General features: G+C 48.4%; 12 protein-coding genes. 8 read left to right on the top strand and 4 right to left on the bottom strand.

What is annotated here, in order from left to right; all coding sequences use genetic code 11:
* Positions 1-156: 156 nt before the first annotated feature.
* From D9N13_RS04620 to D9N13_RS04605, 4 genes are read right to left on the bottom strand one after another with little or no spacing between them, the layout of a single operon-like run.
* Entirely contained in the window at positions 157-1,335 is a 1,179-nt protein-coding gene (locus tag D9N13_RS04620; protein ID WP_290586499.1) for a Wadjet anti-phage system protein JetD domain-containing protein, read from the bottom strand.
* A complete protein-coding gene (locus D9N13_RS04615) occupies positions 1,319-4,624 on the bottom strand; it encodes an ATP-binding protein (RefSeq protein ID WP_290586496.1) in 3,306 nt (1,101 codons plus the stop codon). Before D9N13_RS04615 ends, D9N13_RS04620 begins: the two co-directional genes overlap by 17 nt.
* Positions 4,621-5,373, bottom strand: a complete 753-nt coding sequence (locus D9N13_RS04610; protein WP_290586493.1) for a DUF4194 domain-containing protein — start codon at positions 5,371-5,373, stop codon at positions 4,621-4,623. Before D9N13_RS04610 ends, D9N13_RS04615 begins: the two co-directional genes overlap by 4 nt.
* The gene (locus D9N13_RS04605; protein WP_290586491.1) at positions 5,374-6,882 is read right to left on the bottom strand and encodes a DUF3375 domain-containing protein; all 1,509 of its coding nucleotides are present in this window, start codon (positions 6,880-6,882) and stop codon (positions 5,374-5,376) included.
* 123 nt (positions 6,883-7,005) lie between these two features.
* Between D9N13_RS04605 and D9N13_RS04600 the strand changes: the two genes are divergently transcribed.
* From D9N13_RS04600 to D9N13_RS04565, 8 genes are all read left to right on the top strand, one after another.
* Positions 7,006-7,596 carry a restriction endonuclease subunit S gene (locus tag D9N13_RS04600; RefSeq protein ID WP_290586488.1) on the top strand — a complete coding sequence of 197 codons (591 nt, stop codon included), beginning with the start codon at positions 7,006-7,008 and terminating at the stop codon, positions 7,594-7,596.
* Complete coding sequence (locus tag D9N13_RS04595; RefSeq protein WP_290586485.1) at positions 7,593-8,063, top strand: hypothetical protein; 471 nt, start codon at positions 7,593-7,595, stop codon at positions 8,061-8,063. Before D9N13_RS04600 ends, D9N13_RS04595 begins: the two co-directional genes overlap by 4 nt.
* Positions 8,060-9,610, top strand: a complete 1,551-nt coding sequence (locus D9N13_RS04590; protein ID WP_290586484.1) for a type I restriction-modification system subunit M — start codon at positions 8,060-8,062, stop codon at positions 9,608-9,610. Before D9N13_RS04595 ends, D9N13_RS04590 begins: the two co-directional genes overlap by 4 nt.
* An 11-nt stretch (positions 9,611-9,621) precedes the next feature.
* On the top strand, positions 9,622-10,470 hold the full coding sequence (dinD, locus tag D9N13_RS04585) for a DNA damage-inducible protein D (RefSeq protein ID WP_290586481.1): 849 nt from the start codon (positions 9,622-9,624) through the stop codon (positions 10,468-10,470).
* 88 nt (positions 10,471-10,558) lie between these two features.
* Positions 10,559-11,740, top strand: a complete 1,182-nt coding sequence (locus D9N13_RS04580; protein ID WP_290586477.1) for a restriction endonuclease subunit S — start codon at positions 10,559-10,561, stop codon at positions 11,738-11,740.
* Positions 11,741-11,750: 10 nt separating this feature from the next.
* Entirely contained in the window at positions 11,751-14,708 is a 2,958-nt protein-coding gene (locus D9N13_RS04575; RefSeq protein ID WP_290586474.1) for a reverse transcriptase domain-containing protein, read from the top strand.
* Between the two features lie 15 nt (positions 14,709-14,723).
* On the top strand, positions 14,724-15,809 hold the full coding sequence (locus D9N13_RS04570) for a PD-(D/E)XK nuclease family protein (protein WP_290586471.1): 1,086 nt from the start codon (positions 14,724-14,726) through the stop codon (positions 15,807-15,809).
* Positions 15,810-15,861: 52 nt separating this feature from the next.
* Positions 15,862-19,167 (top strand): type I restriction endonuclease subunit R, encoded by a 3,306-nt coding sequence (locus tag D9N13_RS04565; protein ID WP_290586468.1) that lies wholly within the window; start codon positions 15,862-15,864, stop codon positions 19,165-19,167.
* Positions 19,168-19,170 lie beyond the last annotated feature (3 nt).

Raw genomic sequence — 19,170 nt, 5'->3', positions numbered from 1 at the left:
GTTCCCTGGCGTCTTTTTTGGTGTCCTGTTGATCAGTTGGAGGTTCCTGTTGGGGAATTTGGTGATCTGTTGATCAATGGGGGCTTCCTGTTTGGAAAAGTTGGTGTCCTGTTGATCAGTTGGGGGGGCCTGTTGGGAGATCTGGGGTTCTGTTGATCAGTTCGGGGTACCCGGTGAGGAAGTTGGTAATCCGGAAACCCACGCCCTCAAAACGCTTTGAACTTCATCAACAGGCAAAAATTCTTGTTCCAATCGTCCCCGATCCTGCTTTAACAAATAACAATAAAAAGAGGCTTCTGAATCCGTCAATCCCTTAGGGGGCTCAGAGCCTGCAGTCGAGGCCTCCGACACAGCGGATCCCTCTCTATGTCTTTCAAAAAGTGACCGATTCATGAGCAAAGGAACTAGACCAGGTGCAAACTGCCTCGCACGTGCAAGCATTAACAACCCCCAGGTATCCATATCCCCCCAATAACCTATGGACTTTCCTTCAAAAATCCTGGAACCAAGCCAATTCAGATCCAAACCCGCCCCCATTACCGCAATAGTATGGGGAAGCTCAGGTAAGTGATGGAAGCATTGTTCATTCTCTACTATCAGAATATTTTTTGCTGGTAACGGTGATTCAGACAAAGCCGACGTGGTTACGCGCAGGCGGCGAAAAGGCAATATGTTGCGTTCCAGGGGGACAACAAGAACCCAATGATCGTTTTCTTCGTAAGCATCCAAAAAGCTCAAAAGGCCCTGCTCGCTAGCTTCACCCTGATAGCGCTCATCCAAAAGCCTAGTGAGCAACAATCCATGGCGCTCAAAAAATTTGGTATCGACACCATGCCCAGCCATAAGACGCAATGGTCTTCCTTGTGCCACCCCCGGACACAACGCATCCGCCAACTCTGCCGTAACCACAATTTCGTCCAGGTCCTTGTTGCGCCATAAGCTTCGCTCGCGTACGAGTAACTCACGATATATTTCATTGACATGTTCAACAATAAATTCAAGGGAATGAAACTCATCTTCTACAGCACTGTCGCCGCATGCTCGCGCCCATTCTGATGGACTTCGTATGCACCATTTCATTGGAACATCAATAGGTATATCACCGGCCCTATATTTGACAGGCTGCCAAACCACCTCGCCGATACTGACATTTTTCCAGCATTGGATATGATTCTGAACTTCTGAGGCTTGATGTAAAAATTGGGCCGGGCTTGGCTTGCCAATTAATAAAGGCTCAAGTGGCCAAGCGTCTTTAGAAAGCAGGCGTTCAACACGCACATCAGAACGATGCCATTGTTTAGCTAATTTGGCCGCCAGATCAGATGGGGACTTCATCCGAGTTCCTTAAACGCTGCTGATTCAATTCGTCCAGCGCCTGCCAGCTAAGCGGAGTCAATGTAGAATTCATTGCCTTCCGATGAACAACTATCGCGGAGCGAGTGTGCTTTCTGAGCAAACGCATTTCTTTATTAGGGGTTATAAACAGCGCATGCAAGCCGAATTCCTTCAGGGCAGCAATAATGCGTCCCGCCACCGCGTGAGAGCTTCGAGAGAAGGCTTCATCAAGGACTATGGTTCCGAACAATGGCCGACTGCTTCCATCCGGACATAACGCGTAACTCAAAGATGCCGTCAACACATAAGACGCAATGATTTCCTTTTCTCCACCGCTACGGCTTTGCGAACCACTGAATTGATTAACCACCTTACCTGTAGCTCGATCTATTACAGAAACCTTGAATTCGATCCGGAAACGAGGATCTAACAACGCCTTGGACGCTGCAATGCGATTCCTTTCACATGCATCCCGAAGCAAAGCTACGATTTCCTGTAACACTTTATACTGGCTCTCTCCTTCATCTTCCACAAAACGTGCAGAGGCCAATTTAGCCCTTGTCTTACTGAAACTACGAAGACTCTCATGAATCACTTTGTTAGAGACCAATTGCATATACTGATTGGCTTGAAAGTCCACACGACGTAGGGTGCTGTTAAGATCTTCCAACTTTTCTTCGATGCGATCCACTTCGCTATCAATGGTGGTTAACAATTGCGTGACACCTTCGTCAGAAGAGCGATTCAGGTAATCTTGGAAACGCTGGCGTTTTTCTGGTAGTGCCTCTTCAATCAATATAGTCAGGCGCTCCAGATATTGCGGCACATCCTCCAGCTCGCGTCCGACCTCAGACAGTGCGCCGCGATCTTCCTTCTTCGCGTCCGACATATATCTGACAAGATCCTTTTCTATTTGAGTCCGCTTTCTTTGCAATACATCCAGTTCCGAGCTCAGCTTATCGAAGGTGCTTTTTTCAATATCGGAAATATCATTAATTTGATCTGGCTGGACTACCGGGAAATAACTGCGAGCCAAATCCCGCAGATTGTCATTCATCCCAACTTCGGCCTTATTGAAGGCCTTACTCTTTTGAAGCTTGGCCTGCTGCAAGTCCTTTTTCGCACCTTCGCTTTGCTGAAGACATAGATCACGCTCCCCCTTGCAGTCTTTCAGCGCTTGCTCAGCCTCTTCAAGCTTTATCTTAGCTGCTGCAACGTCGGAGTCTGGGGAGGTTAAGACAGATAATCTATCTTTCAGGGTATCCAATTCCTGTTGCGCATTGTCAATATTGATTTGATCAAACTCCAATCCTTGTAGTTGTTCCAGTAACGTTTTTCTCTGGGCAATCAAAGAAGCTTGGCTTCTGGCTTTCTCAAGGAGCGACTCTATTTCTTTTAAGGCAGCTTCTGCCTCAGTAACCTCTTGTTTTAGGAATGCCAATCGGTCCCTATTATCAAACCCGGTTGACCAGTCTTGATCCAGTCGCTTTTGATCCTGTTTGTCAAAAAAGCGTGCTTTACCCGACATCAAACCCTGCTGGGTCATTGCATGCGGGGTTCGCTGAAGTTCCTCGGTAGAAGAGACGCAATGCCGATCAATTCCCGCTAGAAAATCCTTGACTGTTTCTCGATAGGGGTGTGGCTTATATTCTAATTTTCGGGTAAACCCATCTTCCCAAAATACCGGTTGATTTTTCGGATCCTTAACCTCCATAACACGAACATGCAACGCATTATGGCGGTTATTGATCCAGCGCAAAGCATCTTTAGTCGATTCAGGGGGAACCAGGATTCGGAGACGATGATTACCTATCGCCCTCTCAATAGCACCACGCCATGCTGCCTGGTCTTCCCTGACTTGAACAAGCTCAGCGACAAAGGGTAAATCATCTTCTGCCAGATTCAGCTCGGCAGCCAGCGCGGCACGAAAAGCCTGAAACTCGGGTTTAATGTTAGAACCTGGGCGCAATTCAACTTCAGACAATTCCTCCTTGATAGAAGTTAACAGTTGATTCGCATGATGCTGATTACTTCCTTGCTCAAACACCGCGTTCTCAGCGGCCGCCCACTGCTCAGTCACTTGATCCATTAGAATCTGTGCAGCAGATTGATTGTCTATAAAGGATTGCCTATCAATCGCGTCGGAAAGCCCTAGTTTTTGTGCCAACAATTGATACTGGTATACATCCCCCTGACAACGATCCAGATTCTTCCGTTTCTCTTCGATCAACGCTTCCAACACCTGAATATCTGAGCCGCCCAATTGCAGATAACTTTCTTTCAGGTTGTCCCGAACACTTTCCTGAACACGTAAGCGTTCAGAGGCATCTTCCAGGTTGGCTTCAGCACGCTGACATTCCAGCACCAGTCTTTCATATTCCGTCTTCCACAACTGATAGGCTTGCTCACCAAACCACACTGGCAAAATTTGGCTGAGCAAGGACTTTTCCTCAAATTCAGCACTATTGACTGTATACTTTTCCCAAGCCAATTTTACCGGTTCCAATGAACGTTGTTGCCGCCGCGCGATTTCAAGTTCCTCGTGAATGGCTGTTAAGTCATCAAAGCTGTCCGCAACTTCCTTAGCTCGATCAAACTGCGATGTATCATCGAGCACCAACTCCCTGAAAATATCATCAATGCTGTTGAGCTGCTTCAAACCAGCGGCCCGGTTTAGCAAATTAAAGGCATTTTCCCGGACTTCAAAAAAATCACGAATCCGGGAGAGATAAGCCTTTTTACTGGGGTAGGTCCATATTCCGGTTTCCGTCTTATCGAGCTGGCGTAACGCACGCATTCCACCTTCGTGCTGCACGGTAATCCAATGTTCCAATGATTGCTCGCTTGATGTGGTGAAGAACCACAGCCTCTTCATATCAGTGGGGGAAGAACTGGAGTCATCAAACCATAAAACGGCTCCAAGCCTTGCGATATTCTCTCCGTTGAACAAGGTGGCAGTGATTCCTGTGACGGTTTTTCCTGGACGCGCAATATGTGACTGCCCATCACCGCCATCACCCGCGCCGGACACGCCACGCACATAGGACACCAGATCACGATCACTTTCGTGACCGCCGGTAGATGCCAAGTTGTATTTTGGGTTCGCGCAGATCAATGTCATCAATGCGTCAACCAGTGTGGTTTTACCACTACCAGTGGGACCAATAACAGCCGTGCCCATTGGATCGATCGCAGCATGATGAGCGCCATCGAAACCACCCCAATTGAACAACTTGATTTCCTTCAGGATATAAGTCGGCTCCATAGACCATATATCTTTCTGGCTCATGCATCACCCTCGTTTTTGTCCTGCGGATCATCACTCCCCTTCACTCGGGCATGCATCCACTGTAATAACACCTCAAGGTTTTCGGGATTTGCCAAATGGGCAATCATGGGGCGAATGGTAATACGGTCGTGGGTGTCAGGGGCCGAAACCAAGCCATGCCCTTTTAGCTGATCTAGCAGTTGCAACATCCTGTTGCGTTCTTTAGCTTCGCTACCTATGTCGCCAAGATACACCTGTAACTGTGGAATCAACTCGTCAACAGCCACTATGGCTTGGGAGGCGCCCGTACCAGCCTCTTGTTCATAGACAATAAAATACTGACGTAGTATGGCGACTAACAAAGACTGCTCAAGGGTTAATCGCTGTTTACGTACCAATGGATGAGACCACTCGTCAAACTCCGCAGAATCATCCTGCTTTCTTACAACAAGGAAAACAAGCCCACGAATGTCGTCCACCCGAGCTGCAAAATCGAAGGGTTCAAGTACGTTATTCAAATGCTCAAAATCAGTAATCGCCACTCGATACAAATTAGGCTTCTGACTTTCTTCAAGCAGGCCATAACGGAGCAACTCCTGTGCGGCCTCACGCATTCTTTTATCTGTTCGCGCCGCGCCTTCAATAGTTTGATCACCACCGAGTTGTGAGTCCGTATTCGACAGCTCAACCTGCTGTTTATCCCTTTCCTTCTGGTCAGACTGACTATCACCGCCTGATTGACCAGTAATCTGATCGAATATGCCTGCCATCTAGAATTCCCACTCAATATCGTCCAGGGCCTCAGCGCTCAGCGCCACCCAAGGCACCCGAAACAACCAATGCTGCTCATCCTCATCTACCAGCACGACCTCTTGCATATTGATATCCTGAATATCAATACCCGCTTCCCGAGCCATACCCAACCAGAGCGCCAGCGTTTCCAAGTCATGAACCGGTGGCAGTTTTTCCACCAGATCAGCGATGGTCATAGGTTTACCTACCGCAGCCAGTACTGCCAGTGTATCCGCAACCATCGCTTCGCGATCCAATCCTTCAAGAGCGTCCCAAAACTCGGGATCCAGATCGCTGAAATCCGTGCTTTTTGCTGACAGATCCAGTTCACCCTCGGCGTCATCTTCCAGAGATTTAAACCGCAGCCTCTCAGCGGCCGGAACATAGCCCAGAGTAATCCCAACGGGAGGCAAAGGCGTATCGGTGCGCCGAACCTTCTGGCTGGACCAATCCATCTCCAGCGCAACATTCATTATCTCTGTCAGCAAATTCCCAACTCGATGGTGCTCAGCCGCGAGCCCGGTTTTTAAAAAACCCTTCACATCCCTTTCGCTGCGGGCTCTAGCCTGCAACACCGAATGACTTTCTCTTACCAGACGCAAAGTGATCCAGCGCAGATCAGCCTGCTGAGCTCTATTCAGTGCTTTCTCAGCAGCAGAGTTGGATAATATGGCCCGCAATCGCATGCGCATATTATCCAACTCCACGCGTTGCCTGAGCTGTTGCTGAAAACTGTCAAAGACGCGCCCTTCCGGCGTATTCAATAAATCAGACTGCCCATCCAACAACCGATCGACAATATCACCTCGGTGATACTTTTCCGACATAATGGTCTGCCGCAGCACCCGATCTGCCTCACGCCAGGAATCCTCAACACGGCGGAAATCGGCCCGCAGCCCCGCAGCCAAACCGTATAATTCACGAATCCGCTCTATTGCCTGATCGTGGGACAGAACCGGTATATGCCCGGCTTCTACATCGGCCAGCTCGGCTTCCAATTGTTTTATCTTACGGCGAATAGCATCCTTACGACTGGCTGGATTCGGGTTTAAACCCACTTCAAGTTCTTCGATTTCCCGTTGAACCACCAACAGCCGCGACGACGTGGAGGTCATGATTCGCTCATCAAGCAACTCCACAAACTGAATGGCGGATGACAAGGCATCCGTCGCATAGATTCTCTGGCCCCGCTCAATCACCAGCCCTCGCTTTATCCACTGACGTAGTTCCTTCCCTGCCAATAGTCGCGTATTCCCCGGATCAATATCGTATTCATCCTGGGAAGCATAGGCAGCCAGCATTTCGGACAATGACTGGAGCGCGTCTTCCTCGGCAATCCCATCCTCAGTATTCTCAAATAACGAGGTTAAGCAGCCCAAGACCAAAGGTGCCCGTGGCGATGCCAGCAGCAACCACGCAGGATGCTGCTTCCTGGCAGAGACAAATTTCTGTGTTCGTTCTTGGGCGCTAGTGTCCACAACAGTCATCCGTAAAGCAGGCTTCAGACAGACTTTTTTATTGCATCAATAAGAATGAAACATATTCCAGGTTGACACTCAACCCAAAATATGTGATTTTTTCGCATCATCACCAATGAACATGGCCAAAACGTGAAGCTCAAGCAAATCGCCACCATCAACGCAGGCTATCCGTTTCGGGGCAAAATCCCGGAGCAACCCGGTTCACCTGTGGTAGCGGTGCAGATGAAGGACGCCTCCCCAATGGAAGGGGTTAACTGGCCGTCCTGCGTGCCCACCGCGCTCACCGGAAAACGCAGCCCGCAATACCTGCATCCTGGGGATATTCTGGTAGCCGCCCGCGGTAGTCGTAACTACGCTACCCAGATCGATCACGCGCTGCCCCCAGGCATGCAAGCCGTGGCTGCCCCCCACTTCTTCGTAGTGAGCCTACAGCAACCAGGCATTCTGCCGGACTACCTGACCTGGCTGCTGAATCAGGGCCCCTTACAGCGCTACTTTGACCAGAATGCAGAAGGTACGCTCACCAAAAGTATCCGCCGCAGCGTATTGGAAGACGCGCCGGTGGTGATCCCGGCCCTCCCCCGGCAACAGGCAATTATCCAGCTGGCCAACACCCTGCGGGCAGAACAGCGATTGATTCAGCAGCTGCTGCACAACGGTGAACGGATGATGAGCAGTATTGCCAATGATTTATTCGATCACAAGGATGTTATGCGATGAAAGAACAACACCACTCATTCGAAGCTCTAAAGCAGAAATCCGAATCCGGACAGGAATACTGGTCAGCCCGCGATCTGGCCCCCATTCTGGAGTACCGCGATTGGCGCAATTTTGGGAAGGTCATCCGCAAGGCCATGCAGGCCTGCGAAGCCAGTGATCACGCTGTCTCGGACCATTTCGTTGAAGCCACCAAAATGGTCCCACTGGGGTCAGGTTCACAGCGGGAGCTGGCCGCCAACCTGTTCCGCGCCACACAGGCCGAAGAGAAACTGCGCCGGGACAATATCCAGAACAAAGGTCACGCCAACCAGACCCACTTTGACGTAGGCCAGAAGGTGCGCCAGACCATCGAGGACCTGGGCGGCACCAAGCCCGAAGACTTGCCAACACCCGACAAAAGCATCAAACAGTTAGAAACCGCCACCAAAAAGCTGGGCAAAAAAGACAAACAGGAATCAAAAGAGTGAACGACCAGACCTCCAACCAAGACAAAATCAGCCAGGACAGCATCAACAAAGCCCTGTGGGCCGCCTGCGACACCTTTCGCGGCACCATTAGCGCCGACACCTACAAAGATTTCATCCTCACCATGCTGTTCCTCAAGTACATCTCCGATGTCTGGCAGGATCACTACGACGGCTACAAAGCCGAATACGGTGACGAGCCGGAACTGATCGACGAAATGATGAAAAACGAACGCTTTGTTCTGCCCAAACAGGCCAGCTTCTATGCCCTGTGGGAACGCCGCCACGAACCCGGCAATGGCGAACGCATCGACCAGGCCCTGCATGCCATCGAAGAAGCCAACGGCACCAAACTCAAGGACGCCGGAAAAAGCGTGTTCCAGGATATCTCCTTTAACACCGACAAACTGGGGGAAGAAAAGCAGAAAAACACCATCCTGCGACACCTGCTGGAAGACTTCGCCAAGCCCGAGCTCAACCTCAAACCCAGCCGCGTGGGCACCCTGGACGTAATCGGTAACGGCTACGAATACCTGATCAAATTATTTGCCGCCAGCGGCGGCCAGAAAGCCGGTGAATTCTATACCCCGCCCGAAGTCAGCGACCTGATCTCTGAACTGCTGGACCCGCAATCGGGCGACAGCATCTGCGACCCGGCCTGTGGTTCCGCCTCCCTGTTAATGAAATGCGGCGCCAAAGTCCGCAAGAACCACAACAGCAAGCAATACGCCCTCTATGGGCAGGAAGCCATCGGCTCCACCTGGTCACTGGCCAAAATGAACATGTTCCTGCACGGCGAAGACAACCACAAAATCGAATGGGGCGACACTATCCGCAACCCCAAACTGCTGGATCAAAACGGCAACCTGATGCTGTTCGACATCGTGACTGCCAACCCACCCTTCAGTCTGGACAAGTGGGGCCACGACGAAGCCGAACACGACAAATTCAGCCGATTCCGCCGCGGCATACCGCCCAAAACCAAAGGCGACTACGCCTTTATCCTGCACATGATCGAAACCCTCAAGCCAAAAACAGGCAGGATGGGCGTAGTCGTACCCCACGGCGTGCTGTTCCGGGGTTCCAGCGAGGGAAAAATCCGCCAGCAACTGATTGACGAAAACCTGCTGGCTGCCGTGATCGGCCTGCCGGAGAAGCTGTTTTACGGTACCGGCATCCCGGCGGCGATACTGATATTCAAGAAAGAAAAGGCCGACAATAACGTCATGTTTATTGACGCCTCCCGCGAATTTAAAGCCGGTAAAAACCAGAACCTGCTGACCGAAGACAATATCCGCAAGATCGTCGAGACCTATCAGAATGGAGAAAGCGTCGACAAATACGCCTACGTTGCCAGCCTGGATGAGATCAAGGAGAACGACTACAACCTGAATATCCCGCGCTATGTGGATACTTTTGAGGAAGAGGAAGAAATTGATCTGATGGCGGTGCGGGCTGAGCGGGAGAAGTTAAAAGCGCAGCTGGCTGAACTGGAAGGTGAAATGGCCGGGTATCTGGCGGAACTGGGCTACCTGGACATGCCAAAGTAAGGATCATTAATATGGAACAGCACCAAATTCAATCACTTACAGAAACCTTTGAAGGCCACGCCCAAGAAACCGACAACGGCGTGGAATACTGGCTGGCGCGGGATCTACAGCACCTGCTGGGCTACGGCAAATGGGGCAATTTCCAGAGCGTGATCAGCAAGGCGAAAACCGCCTGCGAAGTCAGTGGCCACGGGGTTCCAGACCATTTTGCCGACGTTGGCAAAATGGTCGAGCTTGGCTCCGGCAGTCAACGCAATATCGATGATGTCATGCTCACCCGCTACGCTTGCTACCTGATCGCCCAAAATGGCGACCCCCGCAAACCGGAAATCGCCTTTGCCCAAACCTACTTCGCGATGCAAACCCGCCGGGCTGAGCTGATTGAACAACGCTTGCTGGAAACGGAGCGATTGCAGGCGCGGCACAAGCTATCTGCAACCGAAAAAGAGCTTTCCCACGTTATCTATGAACAAACCGGTGGCAACAATAACTTTGCACTGATCCGAAGCAAAGGGGACACCGCCCTGTTCGGGCGCAGCACCAAAGCCATGAAAGCCCGTTGGCAAGTACCGGATAACCGCCCACTGGCCGACTTTGCCCCCACCATCATCCTGAAGGCCAAGGACTTCGCCACAGAGATCACCATCCATAATGCCCGTGAGAATAACATGCAGCATGAGCAGGCTATCTCAAACGAACACGTTACCAACAATGAAGCCGTGCGCCAGACACTGCTCAATCGAGGCATCCGACCAGAGCAACTGCCACCGGCAGAAGATGTCAAAAAGGTCGAACGCCGCTTGGCGACTGCCGATAAAAAGTCTTTGCGAAATCCGGATAGGTTGGATGGAGGGGAATAAATGGTGAAAGGCGTTTTTGAAAGTGTGAAGGTGACTTTCAGGGTGGCTGAACTGGATGAAATGGCCAAGTATTTAGAGGAGCTTGATTATGCTCAATGAGCAAACAGAACATCTTGGGGACCTCTTCAAATCAAGCAGACAAAAAGGTGAAGAAGGGTTACCACTGCTTTCGGTTACCTTAAATGACGGTCTGGTTGTTCGAGATCAATTGGATCGTAGAACCGAAACCAGTTTGTCGTCAAAAGATCATTTAATGGTCAAGAAAGGATATATCGCCTATAACATGATGCGAGTGTGGCAAGGTGCTCTTGGTCGTGCTACTACAGATGGCCTTGTAAGCCCTGCTTATGTTGTTCTCAGACCAACAAAGAAAATTGATTCACTCTATGCGGAATACTTATTTAAAACTTCCCGCCTCATCTACTTATTCTGGGCATATTCATATGGCCTGACAAAAGACAGGCTTCGCCTTTATTACAATGATTTCTCTCGTATCTCTGTAAGAATTCCTAAAATTGAAACCCAAAAGAAAATCGCCCAAATCCTCTCCACCTGGGACAAGGCCATCAACACCACCGAACAACTGCTCGCAAACAGCCAGCAGCAGAAAAAAGCCCTTATGCAACAATTGCTCACCGGCAAAAAGCGCCTGCTGGATGAGAATGGGGTTAGGTTTAGTGGAGAGTGGGAGCAAAAGCCGCTCGGGAAATTGGGGGAGGTTGTTGGTGGCCTCACATATTCCCCTGCAGACGTGACAGATGAAGAAGGGACGTTAGTTCTCAGGTCATCAAATATCCAGAATGGCTCATTGAGTTTCAATGATAATGTCTACGTTACTTGTACCGTTCCTGAGAAAAACATTACTAGGGAAAACGATATCCTGCTTTGTGTGAGGAATGGTAGTAAGGCATTAATTGGAAAGAGCGCACTGCTTCGTGGGAAAGGGATTAACTGCTTCCATGGAGCGTTTATGAGTATATTCAGAGCCAAAGAACCCTTGTTTATCTTTCAGTTATTCCAGTCAAATTTATTCTATAAAGAAGTGCAGAAAAACCTTGGGGCGACAATTAACTCAATTAACGGATCAGATTTAAGAAAGTTTAAATTTTTGATCCCTGGCTCTAAGGAAGAGCGTGACAAGATCGCTGCTGTGCTTTCCTCTTCCGATCAGGAAGTTTCCGCACTAATACACAAGCTTGATACATTGAAACAAGAGAAAAAGGCGCTAATGCAGCAACTTTTAACCGGTAAGCGACGAGTTATCGTTTAAAGGAAAAAAAATGAATCTTGACATTCTTCAAATAGAAAAAGCGTATCTCTGCTTAAAAAGCTATGCTTATCATGAAAACCTAAATCTATTTCTCAAGCAACGTGTAGCTGAATTTGAACTTAAAAACGCTGAACTTGACTATGCATTTGAAACGATATCTGATGTCATCAATTCAGATAATGCACACAGAAGTGATCAATTTCAGGCTTGGGTAAAAGATATTGACTATCATCTTCTGCCCAAGTTAGTGGAACGTAAGGAAGATCACAACCAAAACCAACACAATAGAGATAAAGGACTGTTTATAAGCAATGTCCGTGACTCAGAGAAATACCAAGTATCCAAGGTAAACTATTTATTCAGGGCCCCTGTGGAATTGCACATCATCGAAACATTATGGTGTATTTACGCTGGTGCTGCTCTCGAATCCTCCATGAGCAGAGATAGCTATGGGAATCGGATGCATTCTTCTGTATTAAGGTATACATCTGAAGACTGCGGCGGTTTCGGAAAGGAAATTTTCAAGCGCTACATTGATCAGTACAATCAATGGCGTGATCAAGCTATTCAAGTTGCAACTGACATATCCAAGCAAGGTGATGATGTTGCACTGTTATCCCTAGACTTGAAATCTTACTTCTATCATATAGATCTACAATTCGAAAAAATCTCAGAAGCAATCAAAGCATATTACGAAGACAACGCAGAAAAACTGTCTCTGTCCCTAAAACTAAATCAGCTTCTTGAACAAATCTACAGCCAATATCAACGAAGAATTGCACCAAGAATCAAACAAACACATTTTGAGTGCAAAGACAAAAAGGGGCTTCCAATAGGGTTGGCCTCATCAGCCATCATTGCCAATTGGTATTTATCTGAGTTCGACACTTGCATTGGTGATTATGCTAGACCAGCATACTATGGTCGATACGTGGACGACATTATCATGGTATTCAAACGGCCGAAATTTGATGTCGATGATCCAATAAGTTCGTTCGTAAATCATTATCTCTCAATGGTTCTACATCAGACAGATAACAATTCCGAATACGTGGTTATTGTCGATGGTAATACCTTGCCCCTTCAAAAAGACAAGCTGATATTACAGTTTTTTGACAAGGAACACAGTAGAGCAGGACTTGAAGTATTCAAACAGGAGCTTGACGAGCGCAGCAGTGCTTTTAAATTCCTACCCAGCGATCACATTGACAAAGAGCTTGACAGATTCGCCTATGATGTTCTATACGATGGATCAGCCAACAAATTACGCAGCATAGTAGGACTTGCAGAAAACGAATCCGAACTTACCAAGTATTTATCCAGTCATATCACTGCACATCGGCTATGCAAAATCGACAAAAAGGATACTGTTCTCCCTCAACTCAAGCAATTTTTCAAAGGGCAAAATGCTCTACAGTTTTTTCGCCTATGGGAAAAGCTCTATCAATATTCCTTAATTATTCGGAACTACACTTTCGTTTCACAATTATTCAGTTACATCAATGATGAGATCTCTAAAATTGATGGCATTATGCCCAACACAAGGAAGCGTTCTCCCAGGATCTCAGCCAAACTTCAGGATGATTTAGCACTGTTTAATCAATTGTCGCTAACCTTGACTACAGGATTGCTCGATATCAAAGAGGCTCCAAGCGATATTAGCTTTCTTATTTCTATCGAAAATGAGGTATTTCACAAGCCAAAGCCCAGCCTGAGCAAGTTAATTGAATATGGATTAAAGCTGCATGATTACTCATGGCAGTTTAGATATGCCAACCTTGTTCGACATCACCTTGTAGCCTGGCCTCTTGCAAACTTTTCAAACCATGATGGTGACCTGACTAGCGAATCAGACTTCGTAGCCAATTCAGGCATTGAAATTGACGATCACAAACAAAAATACTCGCCCCGCTTTATTCATTTGGATGAATGGCAAATATTCCATTTGAATAAATATCTAGATTCCGACCAGGGGCTCAACTCATGGATAGAAGATTCTATTGATGACTACGCCCAAGCATTTTTTGAAGAAGAATTTCCAATCTCTTTCACTCAGAATACGATTGATAGTGCCTCCATTATAAAATCACATCTAAGGATTGGAGGCAACGACGCAAAAACGGTGCTTACACTGGCTATAGCCAACCTTCAAATAGAGGAATCCGATATTGGCAAGGCTGTTAGAAAAGACTCAATCCCAAACTTGAGCTTCGAAAGACAAGAGAGCCTCTACAACATATTGAACTCTGCCTTGTACGAGAACACAGACTTGCTAGTGATGCCAGAAGTTGCAATTCCGGTTAGCTGGCTACCTTTTATGGTTGCATTTTCAAGAAGACATCAGATTGGCTTGGTATTTGGGCTGGAGCATTGGGTTTCTAATGATGTCGCATATAATTTAATTGTTGAAGCATTACCATTCAAAGTGGCGGGAAAGTATAAATCAAGCGTGGTTACAGCCCGAATTAAAAACCACTACGCCCCGAGCGAGCTGGAACTGCTTGAATCTATTCGCATAACACCTGGAAATAAAGGCCTCAAGCCAAAGTCATACTATCACAATGTATCGTGGCGGGGCGTTTCCTTTGCAACGTACAACTGCTTTGAGCTCTCAGACATCACTCACAGAGTTTTGTTCAAATCAGAGATAGATTTGCTCTTCGCCTGTGTCTGGAACAAGGACACAAACTACTACCAGCACATCCTTGAGTCTGCGGTACGGGATTTACATTGCTATACCGTACAAGCCAACACCTCACAGTATGGTGGTTCTTGTGTGCTAAGGCCAACAAAAACAGAGAGCAAAACCTTGCTGTACGTAAAAGGTGGAGAGAATTCCTGTGTGCTAACCACGAAGCTAGACATCAAAAAGCTCAGGGAATTTCAATACAAGTCAAAACCAGGATCAAAAGATGAATTTAAACACCTTCCACCAGGCTACGACAGCGATGCGGTCCTCAGCCGATAAGGGCTTGAATTTCCAATGGTAGAACTCTTTGAAATAAGGAAGTTGCTCTCAGCGGCGAACTCCCTACCCCTACCCGAACCTCCAGAACCCACCATATTCAATATTGGGGGGCGTGGTTACTATGAGAACCCAACCACAGACTTGCTTGCCTTCTACTGCAATCCAGAAGGGCCTCATCAATTGGGTGATCGAGTACTTCGGGCTCTATTTGAGTGCCTGGGCGAAGATTGCCGCCCCGCTTCGTTCAGTTTGCAGTCCCCTCCGTCACGGGAAGTGCGAACAGAATACGGCCGAGTGGATCTTCTTCTGGAGGGGATGGATTGGGTATTAGTGCTTGAGAACAAAATATTCCATGATCTAAATAACCCTTTTGATGATTATGTAAGGTATGTGACTGATAGCTTCCAAGGGAAAAGACATTTATACGTTGTGTTGTCCCCGCAAGGAACGGCACCATCAGGCTGGCAAGGAATAAGCTACCCAACCTTATTATCCAACCTGAAGGCGGTACTATCTGAAGCATTTTATGATCTTCCAATGAATAAGTGGATGATCTTATTGCGTGATTTTGTTTTGAATCTGGAGCAGATTATGGACAGTTCAAAGAGGGTGCCGGAAAGCACCATAAATTTCTTTTTGGAGCACCTTTCCGATATAGAGTCTGTCGTAGCGAGAAAAGAAGAAGCAATGCGGTCGTTTCAAATTGACTTGTATAAATGGTTGCAGGATCAGCTTCCAAACGAAACAGTTCAGTACAAGTATGACAGATGGGAAGGATACCCAGCCCTGCGTTTCTTTCTTGAAGGCATGTATGATATGTCTTCCGTTGCGCTCTATTTAGATGGACGAGAAGGTAATGGCTTCCGTCTGAATTGGTATGTCCAGGATATACATAATGATGAGCAGCGAGCTCAATCAGATAAATTTATGTATTCTGATGGCAATAATAAGCCAGTAGACGAAGACCGTAGAAGGATTCGTCGTTATTCCAAGCCCGTTTCTTCTGACGACGTAGACGGAATGAAGTCTATGTTAAAAGAAACTCTGGAAAAGCTTCGTGATTTTGAAGTGGCGATTCGGCCAAGCTGGTCTGCCGAGTGAATTTATCTGGTAGATATCGACTATCAATCAATAACGCCCAAGGGTGGTAAGAATGTATCAAGACCTTCCGAAATTCCAGGAAGAATACAGCGCTAAAGTCCCGGCATTAACGCTGTTAACCAATATGGGTTGGTCTTTCCTACCCCCTGAACAGACGTTATCTGCGCGCAGCGGCAAGACAGATGAAGTGGTACTCCGCCAAATCCTGCGTTCCGAATTAAAAAAGCGCACTTTCACCTTCGCTGGTAACAGCTACCCGCTATCTGATAAGGCGATTGATAACTTGATCGCTGAGGTATGTAGCCCAGCATTAAACGAAGGCTTGCTTACCGCAAATCAGCAACTCTATAACCACTTGCAGTATGGAATATCCGTTACCGAATTCGTGGACGGAAAAAAAGCTAACCCTACTATTGCCCTGATTGACTGGAATAACCCAACCAATAACAGTTTTGTGTTCACCGAGGAGTTCGTAGTAACGCGCTCTGGCGGTGTAGAGTCGCGCCGCCCTGACATCGTCTGTTTTGTAAATGGCATCCCTCTGGTGGTAATTGAGGCCAAGCGGCCCGATGGCTATTCCGGTGCGGGTTCCAAAAAGGGGCCCACCATTGATGAGGGGGTTTCGCAAAGCCTGCGCAATCAGCGCCACGACGAAATACCTCTACTGTTTGCCTATAGCCAGTTGCTGCTGTCCATTAACGGTAATGAAGGCCGTTATGGCACCTGTGGCACCCCTGCCAAGTTCTGGGCCGCTTGGCGGGAAGAGGACATTGCCGATGCGGAAATGTATACCATCAAAAATACACCGCTAACGGCTGAGCAGGTATCCGGACTGTTTAACCACCGCCCCGCTGGCGATCTGGAGTGGTATCAAAGCCTGATTGGTGCTGGCGAGCTGGCAGTCACGGGGCAGGACCAGCTTTTAATCAGCCTGCTACGCCCCGACCGGCTGCTGGAGATGACCCGCTTTTATACCCTGTTCGATAAAAAGGTGGGTAAGATCGTGGCCCGTTATCAGCAGGTGTTTGGCATTAAGCGGTTGATCGAGCGCATCAATACCACCAATGCCAGTGGTGGCCGTGAAGGTGGTGTGATCTGGCATACCACGGGTTCCGGTAAATCGTTCACCATGGTGTTCTTAAGCAAGGCCCTGGTCTTACACGATAGCCTAAAGCAGTGCCGTATTGTGGTGGTAACCGACCGGGTGGATCTGGAAACCCAGCTTAGTAAAACCTTTTCCTCAGGTGGTGCGCTGGATGACAAGAAGGACAAGAATGCTGCCATGGCCACCTCAGGCAAGCGGCTTGCGGAGCAGATAGGGAAAGGCACTGAGCGCATTATCTTCTCGCTGATCCAGAAATTTAATACTGCCACTAAGCTGCCGGAATGTGTGAACAAGAGTTCCGACATCATTGTGCTCATCGACGAAGGCCACCGTAGCCAGGGTGGTGAAAACCATATCCGCATGAAGCAGGCCCTGCCCAATGCGGCTTTTGTAGCCTTTACCGGCACACCGCTGCTGAAAGAGGATAAGACCACTAACAAATTCGGCCCCATTGTGCATGCCTACACCATGCAGCGCGCTGTGGAAGACAAGGCGGTCACGCCCCTGCTGTACGAGGAGCGAATACCGGATCTGGATGTAAACGAGCGTGCCATCGATAGCTGGTTTGAACGCATTACCGAAGGGCTTTCCGATGAGCAGAAAACCGACCTGAAGCGTAAGTTTGCCAAAAAGGGCCAGGTGTACGAAGCAGATGATCGGATTCGATTGATTGCCCTGGATGTGGCCAATCACTTCGTGAAGAACATCGATGAAGGGCTGAAAGGCCAGCTGGCCTGTGACAGTAAAGCCTCAGCCATCAAATATAAGAAGTACCTGGATGAAGCAGGCCTGTTTGAATCTGCGGTGGTAATCAGCCCCCCGGATACCCGGGAAGGCAATACCGAGGTAGATGAAGCGACAGCCCCGGAAATAACGAAATGGTGGAAGGATAATGTAGGCAGCCAGGATGATCAGGCTTATACCAAACATTTGATCGAGCGCTTCGACAAGGATGACGATCTGAAGATGCTGATTGTAGTGGATAAGCTTTTGACTGGGTTTGATGAACCGAAGAACACTGTGCTCTATATCGACAAGCCTTTGAAAGAGCATAACCTGATCCAGGCCATCGCGCGTGTGAACCGCTTGCATCCCAAGAAGAAATTCGGCTTGCTAATCGACTATCGTGGCATTCTGGCGGAGTTGGATACCACCATCCAAAAATATCAGGATCTGGCGGCTCGCACCCAGGGTGGCTACGACATCAATGATATTGCTGGCCTCTACAGCCAGATGAGCACAGAGTACAAGCGTCTGCCGCAGCTCTACAAGCAACTGTGGGCGATCTTTGACGGCGTGAAAAACAAGAACGACATTGAGCAGTTGCGGCAGGTGTTGGTGCCCAAGATCGAAGACCGCAATGGCGAACTGGTAGACACTCACCTGAAGATACGCGAGGACTTCTATGAAGCGCTGACCGCCTTTGCCAGTTGTCTGAAGGTTGCTCTGCAATCCGCCACCTTCTACGACGATAAGAGCTTCAACGAAGATGATCGCCGCCACTACAAGGAAACAGTGAAGCAGTTCTCCAGCTTGCGCAAATTGGCGCAGCAAGATGCTGGCGAGAGGGTCAACTACGACGAGTATGCTGAGCAGGTTAAGAAACTGCTGGATAAGCACGTTGTGGGTGTTGAGGTAAGGGAACCCGGCGGCGTGTACGAAGTGGGCAAGATGGGGCAGAAGCAAGAGCCGAAGGATTGGAGCGAAGAAAAGACCCGCAACGAAACTGATATCATTAAAACCCGTGTCACCCGGATGATTGAGCAGGAACTGCAGGATGATCCCTATGCGCAGGAAGCTTTCTCAAAACTGTTGCGCCAGGCGATTGAAGAGGCTGAAAAGCTGTTCGACCACCCGCTGAAGCAGTACATGCTGTTTCGCGAGTTTGAAGAGCAGGTACAGGAACGCCGCCTGAATGAAATCCCCGATGTCTTTGCTGGTAACCGTCACGCCCAAGCTTACTTTGGGGTATTCAAAAAACAATTGCCAGAAGCATTGGCTGTGATGGATCAGCAAGTGCAGGATAAGTGGGTAAAGCTGGCCTTTGAAATCGATGAGTCAGTTGCCAACTCGGTAGCTGAAAATTCTATCAACCCGCAGAATATCGAAGCAGATATCCGCAAAAAACTCTTACCACTTATGTTCAAGGAATGTAAATCCGTAGGCAGCGGTATGGATCAGGCTAAGAAGATTGTGGAAATGGTGGTGCAGATTACCCGGGTTGGATTAAACAGTGGTGTGACTGGAGTTTGAACG

The organism is Ketobacter sp. GenoA1, assembly GCF_003671475.1.
Taxonomy (GTDB): Bacteria; Pseudomonadota; Gammaproteobacteria; order Pseudomonadales; family Ketobacteraceae; genus Ketobacter.
This window is presented reverse-complemented; position numbering and strand designations above follow the sequence as displayed.

Bases quoted from the DNA above. Each gene is read 5' to 3' on its own strand.
- D9N13_RS04570 (WP_290586471.1), top strand. From the start codon at position 14,724: ATGGTAGAACTCTTTGAAATAAGGAAGTTGCTCTCAGCGGCGAACTCC.
- D9N13_RS04620 (WP_290586499.1), bottom strand. From the start codon at position 1,335: ATGAAGTCCCCATCTGATCTGGCGGCCAAATTAGCTAAACAATGGCAT.
- D9N13_RS04615 (WP_290586496.1), bottom strand. From the start codon at position 4,624: ATGAGCCAGAAAGATATATGGTCTATGGAGCCGACTTATATCCTGAAG.
- D9N13_RS04580 (WP_290586477.1), top strand. From the start codon at position 10,559: ATGCTCAATGAGCAAACAGAACATCTTGGGGACCTCTTCAAATCAAGC.
- D9N13_RS04575 (WP_290586474.1), top strand. From the start codon at position 11,751: ATGAATCTTGACATTCTTCAAATAGAAAAAGCGTATCTCTGCTTAAAA.
- D9N13_RS04605 (WP_290586491.1), bottom strand. From the start codon at position 6,882: ATGACTGTTGTGGACACTAGCGCCCAAGAACGAACACAGAAATTTGTC.
- D9N13_RS04565 (WP_290586468.1), top strand. From the start codon at position 15,862: ATGTATCAAGACCTTCCGAAATTCCAGGAAGAATACAGCGCTAAAGTC.
- dinD (WP_290586481.1), top strand. From the start codon at position 9,622: ATGGAACAGCACCAAATTCAATCACTTACAGAAACCTTTGAAGGCCAC.
- D9N13_RS04595 (WP_290586485.1), top strand. From the start codon at position 7,593: ATGAAAGAACAACACCACTCATTCGAAGCTCTAAAGCAGAAATCCGAA.
- D9N13_RS04610 (WP_290586493.1), bottom strand. From the start codon at position 5,373: ATGGCAGGCATATTCGATCAGATTACTGGTCAATCAGGCGGTGATAGT.